The following is a 22,012-nucleotide window of genomic DNA, read 5'->3' on the forward strand; positions in this document are numbered from 1 at the left end:
TGCAGAAAGGGTATTTCCACATATTATTCTATTATAGACTAAAAAAAGATATGTGACTAGGCCTTTCATTTTCCCCGGGCCAGGCGCGATTTTCACTCGTTTCTAATAGGAATTTTTAAAAATATCGTGTATAATATATAAGTACGTTAAAAAACAGACAGATAGAGATGTCTGTCATGTTTTCTTAATCTGTAACTTACGAAGGGATGTTGAAGCAATGGCAACAGCAATGGTATTAGGCACCCAATGGGGTGATGAAGGCAAGGGAAAAATTGTAGACTATCTGGCACAAAAGGCAGACGTTGTTATCCGCTCACAAGGCGGCAATAATGCAGGCCATACGGTAGTAGTAGATGACCGTTCCTTTGCATTGCGCCTTCTGCCGTCGGGAATCTTATTTTCTGATAAAACATGCATCATTGGCAGCGGTGTCGTCGTAAATCCGAAGGTTCTCCTGGAAGAGCTTTCCGGTATGAAAGAAAAAGGAGTAACCGTCAGCCAGCTGGAAATTTCTACGCGTGCCCACGTCATCATGCCGTATCATGAACGGATTGATGAAGAAGATGAAAAACTCAAGGGCAATGCAAAAATCGGTACGACCAAAAACGGTATCGGTCCTTGTTATGCCGATAAGATCAACCGTGTAGGGATCCGTATTGGCGACCTCATGGATAAAGATACTTTTGCTGAAAAACTGCGCATCAATTTAACACTGAAAAATCGTCTTTTCGAAACATATTATGGCTGCCAGGGCTTTGATTACGATGCCATGCTGGCAGAATACCTGGGCTATGCCGACCAGATCCGCCAGTACGTCAAGGATACGAACTACTCGGCTAACCTGTACATTAAGCAGGGCAAAAAGGTCCTCTTTGAAGGCGCTCAGGCAACGATGCTCGATATCGATCATGGCACGTATCCGTTCTGTACGAGCTCGAACCCGACGGCAGGCGGTGCCTGCACCGGTTCCGGCGTAGGTCCGCGCCGTATGGAAAATATTGTCGGTGTCGTCAAAGCGTATACGACCCGTGTCGGCGCTGGTCCCTTCCCGGCTGAACAGAACAATGAAGTAGGCGAATTCCTGCGTCAGACAGGCCACGAATTTGGTACCGTTACGGGCCGTCCCCGCCGCTGCGGCTGGCTGGATACAGCTGTTGTTAAGTATGCCGCCATGGTCAACAGCCTCGACTACCTGGCCATTACGCGCCTGGATATTCTCGATGGCCTGGATACGATCAAAATCTGCACGGGCTACAAATACCAGGGCCAGCTCCTGCAGGAATACCCGGCCAGCCTGGATGTACTGGAACATGTCGAACCGGTATATGAAGAAATGCCCGGCTGGAAAACGGATATTTCCGGCTGCCAGTCCTATGATGAACTGCCGGAAGCAGCCCGTCATTATGTAGAACGCATTAGTGAACTCGTTGAAGTACCGCTGGGAATCGTTTCTGTCGGTCCGAACCGCAGCCAGACGATCATTCTCCACGATATTTTCTAATGCCGCAGGGCTCCATGCCCGTCACGGAGACGGTATGTGTGCCTTTCTCTTGCTATTTTAGGTTTTCACCATAACGATATAAAACGAAAAGCAGGCTCTGTTCACGGAGCCTGCTTTTCGTTTTATATCGTTATGGTAGTGAAATCTTATTCTTCTTCGTGACAATTATGGGAACAGCTGCTACAGCCCGAGGCGCTGCAACCGCCTTCGCCTACATGATTCATACCCACTACGGCAGTTACTGCCTTGCGGGGAATGAGCATGTTGGTCGGCGTAATGGTAATGCCGATCTGCGAAGCCTGTACGGCCCGCGCGAGCGTTACGCTCTGCCGCTGCGGCGTATCCCCGTAGCCGGGAGTTACGCGCCAGACGATTTTGTAATCTTCCGGAGCACCGAGCGAATCGATGTAGCTGCACAGCTGGCCTACCATCTGTTCCGTAGCGACGGAAATGGCCGAATCCATAAGGATCCCTTTGGTAAAATCTTTTTCCAGGAAGAGTGCATCGGCAGCATCTTCTACTTCCTTGCCCAGGCTGACTGCCATGATGATGGCCACTTCTGTTGTTTCCAGATACGAGCGGATCGTTTCTCCCTGGATTTCAAAGGGGTCATTACACTGAAACGTGTGAGTATCTTTATCGTAAAAGAACTGATAGAAAACGCTGACCGGATGAGCCAGTTTTACGACCGTATTACATACTTCCGTAGCCAGTTCCGGCGTAGCAGCATCAGCCGTACGTTGTTTCGCTAATTCGAGTACCTTATCGGCATCGATATGTTTAAGCATTCCTTGATATGTAGGCATGTTCATCTCCTCTTTTCCGGGCCGGTATGAAAAACACGGTCCTAATGTATACTCATTATAGCAAGTTTTACCTGGTGTGGCTAGGCCAAGTTTTCTTTGAATCACTACTAGTTGTCACTAAATGTCTATGTTATACTATAATATAGACTTTAGGAAAATTTTTGAAATGAGGTGGCTGCGTTGGCTCATATTATTGCCGTAACAAACCAGAAAGGCGGCGTTGGCAAGACGACGACGAGTATTAACTTAAGTGCCTGTCTGGCAGACAACGGCAAACGTACGTTGTTGATTGATATGGATCCGCAGGGCAATGCGACGAGCGGCCTGGGTATTGATAAAGAAAATCTGGAAGGAAATTTATACGACTGCCTCATTGAGCACGTGCCCTTTGCACAGGTCGTACAGAAAACAGCTGTCAAAAAACTGTCTCTTATGCCGGCAACGATGGATGTGGCCGGGGCAGCTGTCGAACTGGTGACGATGGAGCATCGGGAACAGGTGCTAAAGCAGGCCTTACAGGAGTATTTAGAGAGTGTAAAAAAGCCGTACGACTTCGTTCTCATCGATTGTCCGCCCTCCTTGGGCTTGCTGACGATCAACGCGCTCGTAGCGGCAGATCAGGTCCTGATTCCTGTACAGTGTGAATTTTATGCCCTGGAAGGGTTGGCCCAATTGATGCAGACCGTAGAAATGGTACGCAGCAGCATGAACGAACAGCTGCGGCTTCTCGGCCTCGTCCTGACCATGTTTGATGGCCGTACGAACTTATCCCTCCAGGTAGCGGAAGAAGTGAAAAAGTATTTTAGCGGACAAGTCTTTCACACGCTCATCCCCCGCAATGTACGCTTAGGTGAGGCCCCCAGCCACGGTGAGCCTATCACCATATATGATAGCCATTCCCGTGGCGCAGACGTATATAGAAAACTGGCCAGAGAGGTGATTCGCCGTGTCGGTTAGAAAAAAAGGTCTCGGGAATAACAGCGGCCTAGGGAAACGGTTAAGCGCCCTGGGCCTGACAGAAAAACATCTCGATGAAGCAGATAAAGCCGTGGAAAAAGCCGGCCCCGGCATGCCCATTGAAGTGCCCATTGACTACGTCCAGGCCAGCCCGCATCAGGCCCGGCAGACGTTTGACCAGCAGGCCTTGGACCGGCTGGCCGATTCCATCCGCCAGTACGGCCTCGTGCAGCCCTTGATCGTGCAGAAAAAGGCTGACGGCACGTATGAACTGATCGCCGGGGAACGGCGTTTGCGGGCAGCCAAACAGGCAGGCCTGACGACGGTACCTGTCTTGTGTAAAAGCTATACGCCTGACGTGGCAGCAGAAGTATCGCTCATTGAAAATCTGCAGCGGGAAGACCTGAATGCCATGGAAGAAGCTGAAGCCTATCAGATGCTCATGCAAAAGTTTGGCCTCACGCAGGAAGAAACTGCCGCTAAGGTAGGCCGCAGCCGTCCCTACGTAGCCAATATGCTCCGCCTGCTCAGGCTGCCGGTTGATATTGCCCGGCTCTTGCGGGCCGGACAGCTTTCGATTGGCCAGGCCCGGCCTCTCTTGCAGCTTCCGGATGTGACGCAGCAGCTGCAGGCAGCCGAACACATTGTAAAGCAGGGGCTTTCGGCCCGTCAATGTGAGGCGCTGGTGCAACGGTTGCTGCAAGACAAAGAGAAAAAGGAAAGCCCTTCTGGTGACGCCTATCTCGAAGCACTGCAGGACCGGTTGAAAATACATTTAGGTACGAATGTCTCCATTCGTTTTAACCGGCAGCGCAAGAAGGGGAAAATCGAGATCGCCGTTGCGTCCGAAGCGGAATTTGAACGCCTCCTGGCTTTGCTGACAGAGGAACCGTCTGCAACAGACGACACGCCTCCGTCTTCTTTTACAATTTAATGAAAATTAAGGAAAAACAGTTGTGTTTTGCCTATCTTTTGTGTAATATAAGGTACGAACTTTACGAACAGATACGCACGTTGGGAACTACGGCAGGAGGAAAGACATGGGTTACGGATTAGACTGGCAGATGCTTTATTATATTATTGCCGGTGTGGTAGCAGTATTGCTGCTGGCTTTGCTCATTTATATTGGCATACTCAATCGCCGCGTGAGCAGGCTCAATAAAAAATATGAATTTTTTATGCAAGATGAAACGGGAAAAAGTATGGAAGCCAAGCTGCGCGAGGATGTGGCGCACTTGCATGAGCTTCAGGATTCCATGGAATTGATCCACAAGACGCAAAAGGACATTCTGGCGGTACAAAATCATTGTTTTCGCAAGATAGGCTTTGTCAAATACAATGCCTTTGATAATATTGGCAATAATCTGAGCTTTGCTTTTACGGTTCTCGATGGCAAAAATGATGGCTTTTGCCTCTCCAGCGTTTATGGCCGGAATGAATCGCGTATTTTTGCCAAGCCCATCGTCGATGGCAAGTGCCTCTACGGCATGAGCGAAGAAGAAAAAGAAAGCCTGGATAATGCGTTACAGTATGCAGGCGAGCTGACTACTGTCCAGAAGGACTAAAAGAAGGGAATACGTTTGAACATTCAGGATTGGTTCCAAGAGGGGAAAAAACGGCTGGCAGAGGTCTTTTCCCACGTGTCGCAACGGGGCTTTTTGCAGCGTTCAGAGCCTTTGGTGCTGACACCGAAACAATATAAAAAAGGGATAACCCTCGTCTTGGCAGGGGCCGTGGTCATTGTAGCCGGCCTGCTCGTCGGGATATATGAGTTCGTTTCCCTCCAGGAAATGAAAGAACAAAATGCACTGCATGAACAACAACTGGAGATGATGCGGGAAAAAACGGCATCACTGCAGGAAAAAATGGATAAAATGGATGCCCTTGACCAAGAGCTGCGGCAAATGGTCAAAGGCGCCGGCACGGGTGACAGCCCAAAAGGTGACGGTGGCGTAGCAGGACAGCAGAAGAAATCGCCGGACGTTTCTCATGCTGACTACAATGAGCTGTTACATGCCACCTCGCGGCTGGAAACAAAGACCAACGCCCGCATTATCAGTTTCATTACGCTGAAGACAGTACTGAGTGATACTGCCGGTCAGCAGGTCCGGGAAATGCAGCAATTATCCAAACAGTACCAGGCATCGAACTATCCGTCCATTTGGCCGGTCAACGGCACGATTACGTCGAATTTCGGCTATCGGGGCAACCCCATCGGCGGCGGTACGGGCTTCCATGAAGGCGTAGATATTGCCGTAGATTACGGTACGCCTGTACGGGTTACGGCGTCTGGCAAGGTTACCATGGCCGGCTGGGTAGATGGGTATGGTAACCTCGTTGAAGTTGATCATGGCGGCGGTTTTGTTACGCGCTACGGACATAACTCTATGCTTCTTGTCGTCGTAGGACAGGAAGTGAAGACGGGAGATATTATTTCACTGGCTGGCAGTACGGGCCGCAGCACAGGCCCGCATGTCCATTATGAAGTACGGGTTAATGGTACACCGACAGATCCTATGCTGTTCTTGCCATAAACAGACGAGGCAGACGGACTGGCAGCTTGCAGCCAGTTTGTCTGCCTTTTTTCGTGTGAAAGGAGCTCTACATGAAACATTTCAGCGCCTGTCTGGCCATAGGCATCTGTCTCTTGGGACTGGCACTGATAGCCTCAGGCTGCAGCCGTTCTGATTCGCAGCCCCTGCAACGCAAGGACGTATTGATCGGTACGAATCTTTCCCTGACCGGACCGGGTGAGGCCTATTGCCGCTCGACGGAACAGGGAATTGAACTGGCACGGGATATGATCAATGAACAGGGCGGCCTCCTGGGCAAGCCGGTGCAGCTGATCAGCGTAGATAATCATGGCAACGCCGATGATGCGGCTACGGCCGTGCAGCAGCTTGCTACGCGTAATGTCAGTGCTATCATCGGCCCCAATATGACGGCCTGCGCGGCGGCAGTCATGCGGCCGGCAGAAGCACAGCGGATCCCGGTTATCAGTCCGGCCTGCACAGACCCGGACATTACCGTTGACGCAAAAACGCGGCAGGTCTACCAATATATGTTCCGGGCGACCTTCATCGATCCCTATCAGGCCCGGGCTATGGGCGATTATGCTGTCGAATATTTGCAGGTTACGCGGTCGGCCGTCGTGTTCAATAGCGACAGTACGTATTCCAAAGGCCTGGCTGAATTTTATCGCAGTACCATCGAAGCCCATGGCGGCACGATTACGGCTTTTGTAGATCTGGCCGCCTATCATGGCGACCTGAAGGCAGCCCTGGCAGCCGTACAGGAACCGCCGTGTCAGGCTATATATCTGCCTTTATATGATAAGAAGGCGCGGGAATTCATTACCCTCGCCCGTTCGTCTGGCATTACCCTTCCTATTTTAGGTGCCGATGGCTGGAACGGCCCGGCCTTGGCGAAGAATACCGATGCGGCGTATCTTACGAATCTTTTTTATACGGACCACTACGCCAATGACGTGCATGAGCAGACGGCAGAAACCTTTGCCGAACGGTATTATGAAAAATACGGCCAATGGCCGGACAGCTACGCAGCCCTGGGCTACGATTCGCTCATGATGGTAGCCGATGCCGTGCGGCGTGGCAATTCGGCGTCACCCCAGCAGATTGCCCATGAACTGGCTAAAACGATGGATTTCACCGGCGCTACCGGCCGGGTCGTCCTCGATTCCAACCACGATGCGATTAAATCCGTATTTATCCTCACCTTCTGGCAGGGCGAACCGGCATTGCTGAAGAAATGGCCGGCCGTTACTACACAATGACAGGAATGCATACATTGTATGTGAATTTGCAACTAAAACATTCTCAAAATTCTATTTACAAATGAGAATATAAGTGATACTATATGCGTAAAGAACAGGCCATGCTCTATGGCCGGGCGCAAGCAGTAGGCGCAGCCTGCGGGACTACATATATGTAATATGCGGTTCTGCAGGCTTTCTCTATGTCTGATTATATGTATTGGAAAAAAGGAAGTTATATATATGGTACAAGATGAAGCAGTATTAAAGCGCCGTACGGCGTGGTTATCGGTTATCAGTAATACGGTGTTAGTCATTGGCAAGCTTTCCATCGGCCTTTTGACAGGGACGGTCAGCCTCGTATCGGAAGCCATTCATTCCGGCGTAGATCTCCTGGCGGCATTCATTGCCTGTCTGGCTGTTCGCAAGGCATCGCTGCCGCCGGATAAGGACCATGATTATGGACATGGCAAGGTGGAAAATGTGTCGGCAGCCTTTGAATCCCTTCTGATCATCGTTGCGGCCTTGGGCATTATCTATGAATCGTCAGGCAAATTTTTTGCTCCTCAGACACCGCAATCGCTGAATTTGGCCTTGGCTGTCATGCTCGGCTCCAGTCTCATCAATGCTGTCGTTTCGGCACGGCTCTACCATGTCGGTGAAAATACCGGTTCAGAAGCACTGAAAGCCGATGGCATGCATTTGCGGGCTGACGTTTGGACCTCAGCGGCTGTCATGGCAGGCATTTTCCTCATGAAGATAACGGGCTGGGCCATTCTCGATCCGCTTATTGCCTGCATCGTAGCCGTAGGCATTCTGCGCGTCGGCTATAAGATGTGCCGCCGCAGCTACGATGACCTGACCGATGCCTCCTTAAGCGATAGCGAAGAAAAGCGTATTGGTTCGATTATTCTGGAAACACCGGGCGTCATGGGTTATCATCATTTACGTACGCGTATTTCCGGTACGGAAACGATGATGGATTTCCATTTGGAACTGGATAAAGGCTTGCCGCTCATCCAGGCTCACGCTATTTCCGAAAAGGTAGAAACGGCGCTGCACCGGGAATACGGTCCCTGCGACCCGATCATCCACTTGGATCCCCGCTAAATACAGTATGGCCGGTATGATTCGAGCACCTTTTTCTGGCTCTTCCAATCTGGCATGAAGCGGCTCAGCCAGGCGTAAAAGCGGGCGGAGTGATTGGCCTCGAGAAAGTGGCAGAGCTCGTGCAGGACGACCTGGTCGATACAGGCGTCGGGCATGATCGCTAAATACGCATTGAGGCGTATGGTCTGCCGGGCCGGTGTACACGAGCCCCAGCGGGTCTGCATAAAGCGTATCGTCACGCGTGGCACCGGTATGCCGTAGGACCTGACACGGGCGTAACAGCGCGTTAGGCTGGCCGTGAGTAAGGGCTGGCTGAGACGCAGCAAAAACGCATGATAGAGGCGGCGCCGTGTTTCCCAATCCGTGTCAGACTCCGTTTCCAGGCAAAGGGTATTTCCCTGCAGCCACATCGCCTCGGCCGGGCCATGAATGACGCGCAGGACATAAGGCCGGCCCTGGACATACCACGTTTCCCCCGTCTGCAATGTCAGCACGGGGGCTTTTTGTAGTGTTGCCAGGGTGCGGCTGATAAAAGCCTCTTCGCGGTGTAGAAAGTCTTCGATGCGGGAGCGCGGTACTGCCGGCGGCGCCGATACGTACAGTTTGCCATCGCCCGGGATACGCAGATTAATATTTTTTACGGCTTTGCGCTGCAGCTCATACGTAACAACCGTACGGTCTGAGAGCGTGATCGTATAGCGTGTAGGTGTAGACATAGAGAACTCCTTTTTTTCTTTAGTATGTTTACTCTATACTTATTTTGCCCCATTGTCCATGTCTTTTTGTGTTATAATACGAGCTGTAGGGACCATTGTCCCGGAAAGGAGAATGGTATGTTAGATTTTACTGCCCTTGATTTTGAAACGGCGAACGCCTACCCCAACAGTGCCTGCTCTCTGGCGGCGGTTACCATGCACGATGCGGCTTGTGTGAAAGAAGGCTACAGCCTGATCCGCCCGCCCTTTATGGTCTTTGCGCCGGAAACGGTGCGTATTCATGGGATCACACCGGACATGGTAGCGGGAAAACCGAAATTTAATGCCCTCTGGCCGGCTATCCGGCGTCATTTGGATGGCCGTATTCTGGCGGCCCATAACGCTGCCTTTGATATGCGCGTCTTGCGCAGTCTCCTGTCGTGGTATGATCTGGAGCCACCGCAGGCCTCGTATATCTGCACGGTCCAGCTTTCGCGCCGCATCTGGCCGGAACTGCCCAGCCACAGGCTGGACGTCGTAGCAGGGCACCTGGGGTATACCTTTCGGCATCACCAGGCCTTGGACGATGCCCGGGCTTGTGCCTATATCGTCATCAAGGCGGCTGAAAAGACCAGGGCCCGCTCGATGGAAGAGCTCATCGAGCAGGCGGGCGTACGTTTGAAAAGCCTGTAAGTGGAACCGGCACGGGTATGGACAATTTGTTTTACAATTCCTGAGGGAATGAGTATAATATAGAAAAAACTAAGGTCCTAATTTGAAGGAGGTTTTATGCTATGAAAATTGTTTTGTTGGAATCGCTGGGAATCAGTCAGGAACTGCTGGCTACGTACGTCGACCAGGTCAAAGCGGCAGGCCATGAATTTGCTGCCTACGAACGCAACGACGACCCGGCTGTACAGATTGCAGAAGCCAAGGATGCAGACATCCTGATCATTGCCAACATGCCTCTCAAAGCTGAAGTCATCAATGCCTGCCCGCATTTGAAATACATTGACGTAGCTTTTACCGGCGTCGACCACGTCGACCTGGCCGCTGCTAAAGCCAAGGGAATCAAAGTCAGCAATGCCTCCGGCTACTCCACCGTTGCCGTAGCCGAATTGACACTGGCCATGATTCTCGACCTGCTCCGCTATGTACCGCAAGTAGACGCTGCCTGCCGGGCTGGCGGCACGAAAGCCGGTTTTATCGGCTCTGAACTGGAAGGCAAGACCGTTGCCCTCATCGGTACCGGCGCCATTGGCCAGCGCGTAGCCGAACTGGTCCATGCCTTTGGCGCTAAGGTCATTGCCTACAATGGCTTCTCCCATAAGGAAGACACGGAACTCATCAAATACCTGCCCATGAAGGAAATGATGGCCCAGGCCGATATCGTATCGCTGCACTGCCCCGTTACGGAACAGTCCCGGGGCCTGATCAATGCAGAAACCTTGTCGTATATGAAACCTACGGCTTATTTGGTCAATGAAGCCCGTGGTCCGATCGTCGATTCCCAGGCCTTGGCCGCTGCGTTGAACGAAGGCCGTATTGCCGGTGCCGGCATTGACGTTTTTGAAACGGAACCGCCTTTGGCTACAGATCATCCCCTGCTCCATGCGAAAAACACCATTGTTACACCGCATGTAGCCTTTGCCACGAAGGAATCTATGGAAAAACGGGCGGTCATTGTCTTCGACAATATTCAAGCCTACCTGCAGGGCCAGCAAAAGAACATTATTCTCTAAAAAGATAAGTCGAACCAGTCAGATGCTATTTTGGCATCTGACTGGTTTTTTTTGTCTGTTCTATTGTAATCATAAAAGTGGTATGGTAGCATATAACATGAAAAAAAGAACTATATTGTTATACCTATTTTCTATCATTTATTTGAAACGAGGTAAATAAAAATGAGAATGACTTTTCGTTGGTATGGAGAAAAAGATGATCCGATTACGCTGACACAAATCGATCAGATTCCAGGTATGGATGGAATTGTCAGTGCCCTATATGATATTCCCGTCGGGGAAGTATGGCCGGCAGAACCGTTGCTGCAGATGAAAAAGGAAGCAGAAAAGCATCATCTTGTTTTTAAGGATCTGGAAAGCATCAATGTCCACGAAGACATCAAATTGGGGCTGCCTACGCGGGATGCATATATTGAAAATTATATTACGTCCTTGAAAAATGCAGCGAAAGCAGGCATTGAAGTCGTCTGCTATAATTTTATGCCTATTTTTGACTGGACGCGGACGGACTTGGCCAAACCCTTATACGATGGTTCTACGTGCCTGGCCTACGATTATCATTTGGTAGAAGGAAAAACACCACAGGATATGGTGCATGAAATCCTCGATAACAGCCACGGCTTCAGCATGCCCGGCTGGGAACCGGAACGGCTGCAGTCCCTGAAAGCGCTCTTTAAAGCCTATGAAGGGATGGATGAAGAACACTTACGGGAAAATTTAGCCTATTTCCTGAAAGCTGTCGTACCGGAAGCCGAAGCCTGCGGCATCAAGCTGGCCATTCACCCGGATGATCCGCCTATTTCTGTCTTTGGCCTGCCGCGCATCGTCAAAAATGAAGGAGATCTTGAAAAGATTGCGGCCATGGTCGATAGTGAAAGCAACGGCTTTACTATTTGCACCGGTTCCCTCGGCTCTAACCGGCAAAATGACATTCCCCACATTATCCGCAAATTTGGCCGCATGAAACGCGTCCATTTCATTCACCTGCGCAACGTCCAGGTTCATGAACCGTAGGTATTTAATGAAGTAGCCCATAAGTCGGCTATCGGTTCCTTAGATATGGTAGACATTGTACAAGCGTTGTATGATATCGGCTTTGACGGCCCCATCCGGCCGGATCATGGCCGCATGATTTGGGGCGAAGAAGGCCGTCCCGGCTATGGCTTATACGACAGAGCCTTAGGGGCCAACTACATTTGCGGCCTTTGGGATGCCATCAATCGTCTGTGCGGACCGCAGTAACTACTTTCAAACTGGCACAATGTATTGTACAATAAGAGAAATATAAACGTGTTGGAGGAATGTATATGTTGCGCTTGAAAAGATCAGCCGTGCGTATGCAACGTGATGCATGGCAGGAAAAGGGGTTTACTTTGTATCAGTTTGATGACCAGGCTGTCCGGGAAGAAACGCTGGCCCGGCCGCAATGGCTGCATATTGGCTGTGGCAACCTGTTCCGGTCCTATGTGGCAGTATTGCAGCAGCGTCTGCTCAATCAGGGCCTGGCTAAGACCGGGATCATTGCAGCTACGACCCATAATGCTGCCGTCATCGATGACGTGTATACGCCATATGATAACCTTTTTATCAATGTCATCATGGAAAAGGATGGCCCCTATAAGACCGAAGTTATCGGCAGTGTAGCCGAAGCCGTTGCCGTAAAACGGGAGCGGACGGCAGACTGGCAGCGTTTGCTGCAGATTTTTACGGCACCTACGTTGCAGCTCGTCAGCTTTACGATTACTGAAAAGGGCTATAACCTAACCGGCTTTGATGGGGCGTATTTAGACGACGTCCGGGCTGATTTGGCAAATGGCCCGGCTAAGACCGTCAGCTCTATGGGCATGCTGGCTTCGCTGGCCTATGCCCGGTATCAGGCCGGCGCTGTACCGACGGCCTTTGTAAGTATGGATAATTGTTCCCACAATGGCGACCGCGTCCGCAAGGCCTTCCTGACCTTTGCAGAAACGTGGGCCAAACAGGGCCAGGTAGAAGCGGGCTTTGTGTCCTACGTAACGGATACCTTGTCGTTCCCGTATAGCATGATTGATAAAATCGTGCCCAGCCCTTCCGTTACGGTACAGGAAGAACTGCGTCATAAAGACGTAGCAGATATGGATTTCATTCAAGCCGGACACAGCACATATGCCCTCTTTGCCAATGCAGCACCACAGGAATACCTGGTCATTGAAGACAGCTTCCCGAACGGCCGGCCGCCCCTTGAAAAAGCAGGCGTCATCTTTACGGACCGGGAAACGGTCAATCAGTGCGAACGCATGAAAGTAGGGACCTGCCTGAATCCGCTCCATACGGCTTTAGCTGTCTATGGCTGTCTCCTTGGCTACGTCAAGATTGCCGATGAAATCCAGGATCCGCAGCTGCGTGGCTTGGCTGAAAAAATTGGCTATGACGAAGGCTTGCCCGTAGTGGCTGATCCCGGCGTTATTCATCCTAAAGATTTCCTTAAGGAATTTTTGGAAGAACGGCTGCCGAATCAGAACGTACCCGATACGCCCCAGCGCATTGCCACCGATACATCACAAAAAGTGGGGGTACGCTATGGCGGCACACTGCAGGCGTATGGCCAGAAAGCCAAAAATTTGAAATATATCCCCTTAGCCATTGCCGGCTGGTGCCGCTATCTGCTGGGCATTGACGATCAGGGGAACGCCTTTAAGCCCAGCCCGGATCCGCTGCTGGCAGACCTGCAGCACGTCCTTTCACCAGTCAAGCTGGGACAGCCAGATACGGCAACAGGCGTATTACAGCCTATCCTCTCGCATACGTCCATTTGGGGCGGCCTTGATTTGACGGCCTTAGGTCTTGAACCGGTCGTTGAAACATATTTTAAAGAACTCATTGCCGGTCCTGGCGCTGTACGGGAAGTATTAATAAAATATGTAGGAGGTAGTATAAAATGAAATCAGTTGTAGTAGAAACACCGGGGAAAATCGCCGTGGTAGAACGGGAAATCCCGGCCATCAAAGAAAATCAGGTTTTGGTCAAAGTAAAGGCTGCCGGCATTTGCGGTTCCGACGTGCATATTTTCCATGGCAAAAACGCGTTTGCTACGTATCCCCGCGTCGTAGGCCATGAATTTGCCGGTGAAATTGCCAAAGTCGGTGACCAGGCCGGTGATTTTGCTGTAGGTGAACACGTCGTCGTGGATCCAGTCGTTTCCTGTGGCCACTGCTATGCCTGCCGTATTGGCCGGCACAATGTATGCACCAGCCTGCACGTTATGGGCGTACATGAAGATGGCGGTTTCCAGGAATACGTTGCCGTCAACGCCGATCAGGTCTATAAGCTGCCGGCAGATCTGCCTTGGGAAATTGCTGCCACAGTAGAACCCTTCTCTATCGGTGCCCAGGTGGCACACCGGGGCCGCCTCAGTGGCGATGACACCGTATTAATCTGTGGTGCCGGCCCGATTGGCTTGATCATCCTGCAGGTCGCCAAAATGAAAGGTGCCCGCGTTGCAATCCTCGATCTGGAAGAAAGCCGTCTTGAAAAAGCAAAAGAACTGGGCGCTGATATGATCATCAATGGCAATACGACGGACCTTGTAGATGCCATGAAAGAATTTACCGATGGCCTGGGCTTCAACCTGATCTATGAAGCAACGGCTAACGCTAAAATTTTGGCTACATGCATCCGGGACCTGCCCAGCCAGGCCGGCCGCGTCGTCGTCTTAGGCTTCACAACACAGGAACTGCCTATCCGCCAGGTAGACATCATGGGCAGAGAACTGGAAATCATCGGCACACGCCTCAATAACCATCGCTTCCCTGAAGTTATCGACTGGTTTAAAGCAGGCAGCGTAAAACCGCAGGAAATCATTACGCATACCTTCCCCTTCGAAAAAGCAGCAGAAGCATTCCAGTTCAGCGATGAAAATCCGGATAAAGTACTGAAGATTATTTTGAAATTCTAAGCACAGTCAAAGCAACCGTTTTGTGTGCAATATTATGAGAGTGAACCCGCAGGGTATGGGGTTCACTCTTTTTTTTGGAATAGGACTAAAGATAAAAGATAAAATATTATGATTTAATTTTACCTTTTTGTAATCAGAATAACAAATCAATACATATTTGATATATATAAATTGTGTAAATTCATTGACATCATTCTGTTAAGTGCTAGAATGTTAGTATATTGAAAACACGGATTTAAAGTAAATTAAAAATATAATTTGAAAAAAACGTATATAAGATTAAACTTATTTTGATATAACCTAGTAATTATTAAGATATTCAATAAGGACACTTAATAATATTAAATAAACCCATAAGAAAGGAGAAGAAAACTAGTATTAAAGGAGGAGAAAACGTAAACACTATCAATTAATTAAAAAAAGGAGTGTATATTTATGAAAATGCCTAAGGCTCATCCCATATCGTGGATACTGTTATTAGTAACGACATTAGCTATTTTGGCAACTTCCGTTTCACGTATTATTTTACCTACCGTTTTACCAGCTATTATGGAAGAATTCCAGTGGAGCGCAACTGAAGTTGGTTTCTTAAATTCAGCAATGTTTATTGGCGCCTTCATTGGTGCGACATTCTTTGGTATTTTATCGGACTCTGTAGGCTCCGGCTATAAGCGAGGCTGGACCTGGATCTGCTGCATGATTACTGCCGGTATTGGCGGTATTTTGACGGCTATGTGCACAACTGTCAATGCCATGCGTGGTGCTCTGGCCATTTTAGGTATGGGCACTGGTGGTTCTGAACCGGTTAACGTAGCTATTATCGGTGAATGGTGGCCAAAAGAACACCGTGGTTTTGCTATTGGTGTTCATCATACAGGCTTCCCCTTTGGCCAGTTTTTAGGGCCAATCCTTATCAGCTATATCCTGGCTGTAGGTACCTGGCACGATGCCTTTACCTTTATTCCTCTCTTGGCTATTCCTATTATTATCCTTCAGTTAATCTTTGGTACAGAAAAGAATCAGAAGAAAGTTTACAAATGGATTGAAGACCACAAGATGACGAAGCCGTTGGATGAAGTAGAAGCCGAAGGCAAAAAGCCGTCTCTTAAAGAAATGATTAAAAATGTTGGTATTTGCTTACACAACAGAAACTGCGTCATGCTTATTATCTTTGATTTCATTTTCCTCTGGTCAGAAGCAGCTATCACAACCTTCATGACCTTGCAGTTAACCACCGTTGTTGGCCTTTCCTTAGCAGCCGCTGCTGTTGTTTCCGGTGCTTCTGGTATTACCGGTTGGATTGGTCAGATTGTTTGGGGTACTGTATCCGACTCGACAGGCCGTAAATTTGCCTTGCGCATTATCGCCGTTGGCTGGATTATTGCTACTTTGGCCTGCATGTTCATTAACACAGAAATGACTGCCTGGATGATCCTTATTTTCTGGGGCTTGTTCCGTAATTCACCGTTCCCCGTTGTCTATGCCCTGTTGATCGATTCTCTGCCGAAATCGGCCGGTTCTTCCATGGGTCTTATGATTGGTATTGCCCTGGGCCTTTCCGGTTTCTTCGCAGCTCCGACGGCTGGCTGGATTATTGAAACGTTTGGTTTTACTGCCCATTATGTTGTCTTAGCAATCATGCTGGCTCTTTCCTTTATTCCTCTGGCAATTACCAAAGAAACTGTCCATAAGGATAAAGACAAGGCTGCTGCATAAGACTGTGCATGGTAACTGTTCCTATGTTTTCTGTATTTCGTAAAGGAGCTGAGTAGTGTGAATACAAAAGATATTGCCCGGGCGTTAAACAACATGGAAGCTGTGGACTTAACACTAACCATGGAAGAAGGTATGCCTGTCTGGCCAACGCATCAGCATTTTTTCCACAACATTGTCGAATCGACGGAATTAGGTGACCCGGCAACGCATTATGCCATTACGATGGGCGAACATTGCGGTACTCATATGGATGCACCGCGTCACTTCATTACAGGTGCTACGCCTGTAAGTGATGTGCCCGTTAAACAGTTCATGGGCCACGCTGTAAAGATCGAAGCCACGCAGGTAGGGCCCCTGGGGCTCTTCCATAAGGAAGATATTATGGCCTGGGAAAAAGACCATGTAGAAATTCAAAAGGATGATATTGTCCTGCTCCACTTCGGCTGGGATGCACGCTATGGTGTGAAACCGAATTATGACGATTTCCTCAAAGATTGGCCGGGCCTGGCTCAGGATGGTGCCCAGTACCTTGCCGAAAAAGGCGTAAAGATCGTAGGCTGTGATGCCCTGGCATTGGACGTTTTCGCTGGTACCGACCCGACACACAAGACCTTATTGCCAAAAGGTATCCTGATTGTTGAAAACCTGTATAATCTGGGCTTGCTGCCGGACGAAGTATTCTTTGTGGCCGTTCCGCTGAAAATTAAGGACGGTTCCGGATCGCCGGTCCATGCGGTAGCCTTCTTTGAAAAGAAATAAATAATACGTTGGATCAGATCTTAATTGAAAGGGTGATGTTACATGTATGTATATCTTTCCTATCCATTAGCTGAAGGTCAAATCGCCTGGCCGGATGCCCCTGTATATTCTGCTGGCCGGCATGATATTATTGGTATTGATGGCAGCGCCTGCAACACGTCCATCATGGTGATTCCAAACCACTATGGCACGCACTATGATGCACCGCGCCATTTCAATGCTAAGGGACCTAAGATTACTGAATTGCCAATGGAATATTTCTGCTTTAAAGGCGACGACATTTTGATTCTCGATATTCCCAAGGGAAAGAAAGAAGTCATTACGGCAGAAGATGTCATGCCCTATAAGGACCAGATTGCCAAGGTGAAGCTGTTGCTTTTCCGTACGGGCTTTGAAAAACAGAAGGAACTGGATCCGCAGGGATATAAATATGAAAATCCCAGTGCTCATCCGGGTCTTTGCAAATACTTGGTAGAAAATTTCCCTGATTTAAAGACGATCGGTCTCGATTCCCTGTCCCTCGGCTCGGTATGTAACGACTATGCAACGGAAGCCCATCACTGGCTGCTCGGTTACTATACGGATCACTTCGTTACGGTCATTGAAGACATGATGCTTTCCCCGCTGGAAGGAAAGACTGTAAAAAGTATTACCGTAGCACCTATTCGTGCTTTAGATGTAGATAGTGCACCGGTTACGATTATTGCCGAAGTAGAATAAGAATGGTGATACTCCTCTTGAGAAATCAGGAGGAGTATTTTTATTATAAAATTATCTTATTGTATTTTGCCCCCAAATAGGAATAATTGCTAGCTTATGTATGGGTGGTATGCTATAATTGAATAGTATATATGGTATCAGGTTGTTATCCGTCAAAAGGGAACTTCCCCAGGGATATAAAAGCGACGCTTCTGCCTTGGTCCGTGGGCTTAGGGACCAGGTAAAATCGGCTTTCTTTTATGCAGCACGTGTAGGAACTTAGGAGACGGTATAAATTTATAATAGTTAGGTGAGGCTAATGATTGAGTTACAAACACAGGCGGCAGAGCCGCGGGAAAATGTCCGGTCGTATGTATACCGGACGCTCTATAACAACATTATGTCCGTACAGCTTGCTCCCGGTACGGCTATGTCAGAAAAGGAAGTAGCCAGTATTTTGGAAACGAGCCGTACTCCTGTACGGGAAGCCTTTATTCATTTGGCGCAGGAACGGCTCCTCGATATTTTACCGCAGCGGGGCACGTTCGTTGCCAAGCTGGACATGCACGTCATGGAAGAATCGCGCTTTATGCGCGTCGTCCTGGAAGAGGCTGTCGTACGGGAAGCTTGTAAGTCCTTTCCGGATCCGCATTTACAGCAATTAAAGCAGTTAATCCAGGAACAGCACAAGGCTGTCGATGCAGGCGATCCGCGCGGGTTCTATGTAGCAGATAACAGCTTTCATAGTACCCTTTTTACGGGCTGTGACAAACAGTACGTCTGGCAGACACTGATGCAGGCCAGCCGTGATTACTTCCGGGCGCGGACCCTCAATGCATTTGCTGAACCCATTGAAATTCCTCTCCACATCCACGAAGGCATCGTTGCTGCCATCGAAGCGCATGATGAAGAAAAAGGCGTAACCTTGTTGCATGAACACCTGACTAAGTTTGATACGGATGTACAACAGCTGAAGAAAACCTATCCGGATTATTTCCTATAATATAAAAAAGGATTTTTGCAAGTTTTACATAAAAAAGCAAGGTATTATATCTGTCCTATGGTACAATAGAACGGAACGAGATTGTAAAAGGAGTGATTTTTTATGGCAAACAAGGAAATGTATACCCTGGGCTCACAGAGCTCAGTTATTCGCGAATTATTTTCGTATGGCCAGGAACAGGCTGCCAAAGTAGGCAAAGAAAATGTCTTTGATTTTAGTATCGGCAATCCGACCGTACCGGCACCGGCCTGCATCAGAGAATCCATCGCAGAGATCATGGCCACGCGGGAATCGGCAGCGATTCACGGGTATACGGCAGCTTCCGGTGATACAGCTGTCCGCCAGGGCTTGGCCCAATATATGAATGATACGTATGATGCGCACGTTAAGGCTGATAATTTTTATATGACCTGTGGCGCAGCGGCATCGTTGACGATTACCTTGAAAGCCATTGTCGAATCGCCGGCTGATGAAGTGCTGGTCATTGCTCCGTTTTTCCCGGAATACACCGTATTCATTGAAAATGCCGGTGCTCATGCCGTTATCCTGCCACCGGATACGGAACATTTCCAAATCTCCCTGGAAAATTTGGAAAAGGCCATTACGCCCCATACGCGGGCTATTATTGTCAACTCGCCGAACAACCCGGCCGGTACGGTCTATTCGGCTGATACGTATACAAAAATGGCCGCTATCTTAACAAAGAAATCGTCAGAAATAGGCCATGCTATTTATCTTATTTCTGACGAACCATATAGAGAAATTATTTATGACGGCCTGCCCATTCTCTATGTACCAAAGTTCTACGCCAATACGATTGTCTGCTACTCGTACAGTAAATCCTTGAGCCTGCCGGGTGAACGCATTGGCTATATTCTCGTACCGGATTCCGTAAGCGATAAAGATGTTTATCCTGCCGTCTGCGGTGCCGGCCGGGCCATGGGCTTTGTGTGTGCTCCCCACCTTTTCCAGGACGTCGTTTTAAAATGCCTGGGCCAGACGAGCGATATGAATATTTACGACGAAAACCGTAAACTCTTATATAATGACCTGGAAGAAATGGGCTATGACTGCGTCTATCCGCAAGGCGCATTCTATCTCTTCGTCAAGTCGCCGGAACCGGATGCCAATGCCTTTTCGGAAAAGGCCAAGGCTCTGAATCTGCTCATCGTACCGGCAGACAGCTTCGGCTGCCCTGGCTACGTACGGATTTCCTATTGCGTAGAAGCCGATATGATCAAACGGAGCTTCCCGGCCTTTAAAAAGCTCATAGAACAGTATACGTAACACGTGTCTATTATTCATAGCAAAAAGCTGTCCTTTTGGGGCAGCTTTTTTGTTACACAGCCTATTATTTTTTTAAGCGGTTGAAGATGGTTTGCCGTGATACGTGAAGCAGCTTGGCAATTTCCGTCTGGGTATAGCCTTGTTCCATTAAATCGCGAATGACAAGCTGCTGGATAGCCGTTTCCAAATGCTTCATATCAAGGGCTACCGTGCCGGGTGCCAGGAGATGCTCCGTTTCTTCGCTAGCCGGTGCATCAAAGAGATAGCTGTATGTACGGTCTCCGGTTTCACCGAAAATGTGGTACCGCAGGGCAGCGCTGTATAATTCCCGTATATTGCCCCACCAGTGGTGTTGCAATAAGGTTTGCCGCAGGTTTTCCGGGAGTTCCTTTGGGGATTCGCCCAAGGATTGCAAAAAGAAGGAAAAAAGATAGGGAATATCGGCAGGCCTGTCGTTTAAAGGGGGTAAATTCAGCTTCAGCGTGTTAATGCGAAAAAAGAGATCCCGCCTAAAGGTACCGGCCTGGACAGCAGCGAGAATATCGGCATTACTGGCAGAGATGATGCGGATGTCTAAGGGGATGATGTAGTCGGAGCCGATGCGCATGACCTGTTTGGTTTCCAGCACGCGCAGCAGCTTGGACTGGATGTTAGGTGACATGCTGTTGATTTCGTCCAGAAAAATCGTTCCTTTATGGGCCATTTCAAACAGTCCGGCCTTGCCTTCCTTACGGGCCCCCGTAAAGGCCCCGCCGGCGTAGCCGAAGAGCTCGCTTTCCAGCAGGTCCGGAGGCAGGGCAGCACAGTTAATGGCCACAAAGGGCCCGTTGTGCCGGGGACCGGCGTTGTGGATGCTCTGGGCGAAGAGCTCCTTGCCCGTACCGCTTTCACCTTGAATCAGGACCGGTGCGTTGTACGTAGCCATAAGCCTGGCCTGGGCAATAGTCTGCTTCATGTGTGCATCGGTCGTACGGATATCTGAAAAGCAGTGCGTTGCTTCCAGGCCAGTACGCGATAGTTTATAGCGGATATTTTTTTCCAGACGCTGTAATTCTGTTACGTCCCGCAAAGTCAGGATGTATTGCCGTTCCTGGCCGGAAATGAAGGAATCGGAATTGGCGACGAGTGTATACGGCGGCTGGTGGATGATGCGGTCTTTGAAGGACGGCTTCGTTCCTTCGTGCCAATCGGGAAATATAGTGCGTATATTTTCTGTGTCTGCCGGGATGCCGAGGAAAATAGAGGCTTGCCGGTTAATATGGGAAATGGCCCCGCCTGCGCCGTAGAGGATGATGCCGTCTGTGACATGGGATAAGATCGATTCCAGCGTAGAGAGCTGGCGCCGGTCCTGCCGCTGGAAGCGGACGATGCCCAGGGCATACTGGAAGACCGACAAAAGTGTCGATTCGCTTGGCCTGATGGGAAAGACGGGCAAGGGCACGATGTTGGCAATCTGGGGCAAGAGGGTGCAGCCGACGATGGCTGTATCTGGCGTAATGGGAATATCCTGAATACGCTCTAAAAGCTGGTCGTACGTATCGTCAATGCTGTAGGGCTCATGTATGATGAGCTTGGCCCGCAAGTCTGGCGGACAAATATCAGGGTTAAAAATGAAATGCTTGTTGAGGAGGAGATGTATTTTTTTATATCTGCTGGCCTGACGCAGCGTATACAGGGCGTCGTAGGTAGAACTGTACAAGCAGAGAATGGGGATCTCGTGAATCGCTGCTGACAAAATTTGGTACGAGCCGCTGTTGGTGATGATGACCTTAGCGCCGGCCTGGACCATGTGCTGTGCCTGTGCAACCATATGGGGGAAATCGACAATTTCCGTTTTTACCGTTACGGAATCTAAGTCAGGCAAATCGCTATACGAAGCCAGCATATGGGAAACGGCCTGCTTCATCGTAGTGTCGGCAATAAAAAAGTAAATACTATCCATGGGGAGCACCTCCTGCCCTGCTATATCTTGTGTAAAGTATAGCAAATTTTTTTTACACGGCATAGGCGCAGGGACTCTTATTTTGTCAA

General features: G+C 49.4%; 19 protein-coding genes and 1 pseudogene. 17 read left to right on the top strand and 3 right to left on the bottom strand.

The annotated features are described in order from the left end of the window. The first annotated feature begins 217 nt into the window (after nt 1–217). Entirely contained in the window at nt 218–1,501 is a 1,284-nt protein-coding gene (locus tag PGX44_RS02825) for an adenylosuccinate synthase (protein ID WP_186502465.1), read from the top strand. 146 nt (nt 1,502–1,647) lie between these two features. On the opposite strand, the gene PGX44_RS02830 is transcribed toward PGX44_RS02825, so the two are convergent. Then, the gene (locus tag PGX44_RS02830) at nt 1,648–2,307 is read right to left on the bottom strand and encodes a hypothetical protein (protein ID WP_222433562.1); all 660 of its coding nucleotides are present in this window, start codon (nt 2,305–2,307) and stop codon (nt 1,648–1,650) included. A 180-nt stretch (nt 2,308–2,487) separates the two neighbouring features. Here PGX44_RS02830 and PGX44_RS02835 point away from each other — a divergent pair, with 180 nt between their 5' ends. The 6 genes from PGX44_RS02835 to PGX44_RS02860 all read left to right on the top strand — a co-directional run bounded on the left by PGX44_RS02835 (nt 2,488) and on the right by PGX44_RS02860 (nt 8,146). Beyond that, complete coding sequence (locus PGX44_RS02835) at nt 2,488–3,264, top strand: ParA family protein (RefSeq protein ID WP_498854172.1); 777 nt, start codon at nt 2,488–2,490, stop codon at nt 3,262–3,264. Then, complete coding sequence (locus PGX44_RS02840; RefSeq protein WP_498854173.1) at nt 3,254–4,198, top strand: ParB/RepB/Spo0J family partition protein; 945 nt, start codon at nt 3,254–3,256, stop codon at nt 4,196–4,198. Before PGX44_RS02835 ends, PGX44_RS02840 begins: the two co-directional genes overlap by 11 nt. Nucleotides 4,199–4,304: 106 nt before the next feature. Next, on the top strand, nt 4,305–4,829 hold the full coding sequence (locus tag PGX44_RS02845; protein ID WP_186502462.1) for a DUF4446 family protein: 525 nt from the start codon (nt 4,305–4,307) through the stop codon (nt 4,827–4,829). 15 nt (nt 4,830–4,844) lie between these two features. Then, entirely contained in the window at nt 4,845–5,798 is a 954-nt protein-coding gene (locus PGX44_RS02850; protein WP_498854174.1) for a peptidoglycan DD-metalloendopeptidase family protein, read from the top strand. A gap of 71 nt (nt 5,799–5,869) precedes the next feature. After that, the gene (locus tag PGX44_RS02855; protein ID WP_498854175.1) at nt 5,870–7,057 is read left to right on the top strand and encodes an ABC transporter substrate-binding protein; all 1,188 of its coding nucleotides are present in this window, start codon (nt 5,870–5,872) and stop codon (nt 7,055–7,057) included. 222 nt (nt 7,058–7,279) lie between these two features. Next, nucleotides 7,280–8,146, top strand: a complete 867-nt coding sequence (locus PGX44_RS02860) for a cation diffusion facilitator family transporter (protein ID WP_498854176.1) — start codon at nt 7,280–7,282, stop codon at nt 8,144–8,146. Here the strand turns inward: PGX44_RS02860 and PGX44_RS02865 are convergent. Beyond that, entirely contained in the window at nt 8,143–8,862 is a 720-nt protein-coding gene (locus PGX44_RS02865) for a M48 family metallopeptidase (protein ID WP_498854177.1), read from the bottom strand. The two genes, PGX44_RS02860 and PGX44_RS02865, sit on opposite strands and share 4 nt — an antisense overlap. A gap of 117 nt (nt 8,863–8,979) precedes the next feature. On the opposite strand from PGX44_RS02865, the gene PGX44_RS02870 reads away from it, so the two are divergent. The 10 genes and pseudogenes from PGX44_RS02870 to PGX44_RS02915 all read left to right on the top strand — a co-directional run bounded on the left by PGX44_RS02870 (nt 8,980) and on the right by PGX44_RS02915 (nt 19,981). Next, nucleotides 8,980–9,534, top strand: a complete 555-nt coding sequence (locus tag PGX44_RS02870) for a 3'-5' exonuclease (protein WP_498854178.1) — start codon at nt 8,980–8,982, stop codon at nt 9,532–9,534. Nucleotides 9,535–9,635: 101 nt separating this feature from the next. Continuing rightward, nucleotides 9,636–10,583, top strand: a complete 948-nt coding sequence (locus PGX44_RS02875) for a 2-hydroxyacid dehydrogenase (RefSeq protein WP_498854179.1) — start codon at nt 9,636–9,638, stop codon at nt 10,581–10,583. A 168-nt stretch (nt 10,584–10,751) separates the two neighbouring features. After that, nucleotides 10,752–11,825, top strand: a pseudogene (gene uxuA / locus PGX44_RS02880) (mannonate dehydratase). A gap of 95 nt (nt 11,826–11,920) precedes the next feature. Further along, nucleotides 11,921–13,504, top strand: coding sequence for a mannitol dehydrogenase family protein (locus tag PGX44_RS02885; RefSeq protein ID WP_498854180.1), 1,584 nt, complete (start codon nt 11,921–11,923; stop codon nt 13,502–13,504). After that, the gene (locus PGX44_RS02890) at nt 13,501–14,517 is read left to right on the top strand and encodes a zinc-binding alcohol dehydrogenase family protein (protein ID WP_186502454.1); all 1,017 of its coding nucleotides are present in this window, start codon (nt 13,501–13,503) and stop codon (nt 14,515–14,517) included. The genes PGX44_RS02885 and PGX44_RS02890 overlap by 4 nt, the downstream gene beginning before the upstream one ends. Nucleotides 14,518–14,952: 435 nt before the next feature. Beyond that, a complete protein-coding gene (locus PGX44_RS02895) occupies nt 14,953–16,233 on the top strand; it encodes an MFS transporter (RefSeq protein WP_186502453.1) in 1,281 nt (426 codons plus the stop codon). A gap of 57 nt (nt 16,234–16,290) precedes the next feature. Beyond that, nucleotides 16,291–16,992, top strand: coding sequence for a cyclase family protein (locus PGX44_RS02900; protein ID WP_498854181.1), 702 nt, complete (start codon nt 16,291–16,293; stop codon nt 16,990–16,992). Between the two features lie 42 nt (nt 16,993–17,034). Then, entirely contained in the window at nt 17,035–17,712 is a 678-nt protein-coding gene (locus PGX44_RS02905) for a cyclase family protein (protein WP_498854182.1), read from the top strand. Nucleotides 17,713–18,010: 298 nt separating this feature from the next. Then, entirely contained in the window at nt 18,011–18,694 is a 684-nt protein-coding gene (locus PGX44_RS02910; RefSeq protein ID WP_498854183.1) for a GntR family transcriptional regulator, read from the top strand. A gap of 102 nt (nt 18,695–18,796) precedes the next feature. Beyond that, the gene (locus tag PGX44_RS02915) at nt 18,797–19,981 is read left to right on the top strand and encodes a pyridoxal phosphate-dependent aminotransferase (RefSeq protein ID WP_498854184.1); all 1,185 of its coding nucleotides are present in this window, start codon (nt 18,797–18,799) and stop codon (nt 19,979–19,981) included. 64 nt (nt 19,982–20,045) lie between these two features. Here PGX44_RS02915 and PGX44_RS02920 read toward each other — a convergent pair whose 3' ends face one another. Then, nucleotides 20,046–21,923, bottom strand: coding sequence for a sigma-54 interaction domain-containing protein (locus PGX44_RS02920; protein WP_498854185.1), 1,878 nt, complete (start codon nt 21,921–21,923; stop codon nt 20,046–20,048). Nucleotides 21,924–22,012 lie beyond the last annotated feature (89 nt).

Source organism: Caecibacter sp. AF58-12pH5A (genome assembly GCF_027681725.1).
GTDB lineage: Bacteria > Bacillota > Negativicutes > Veillonellales > Megasphaeraceae > Megasphaera > Megasphaera hominis.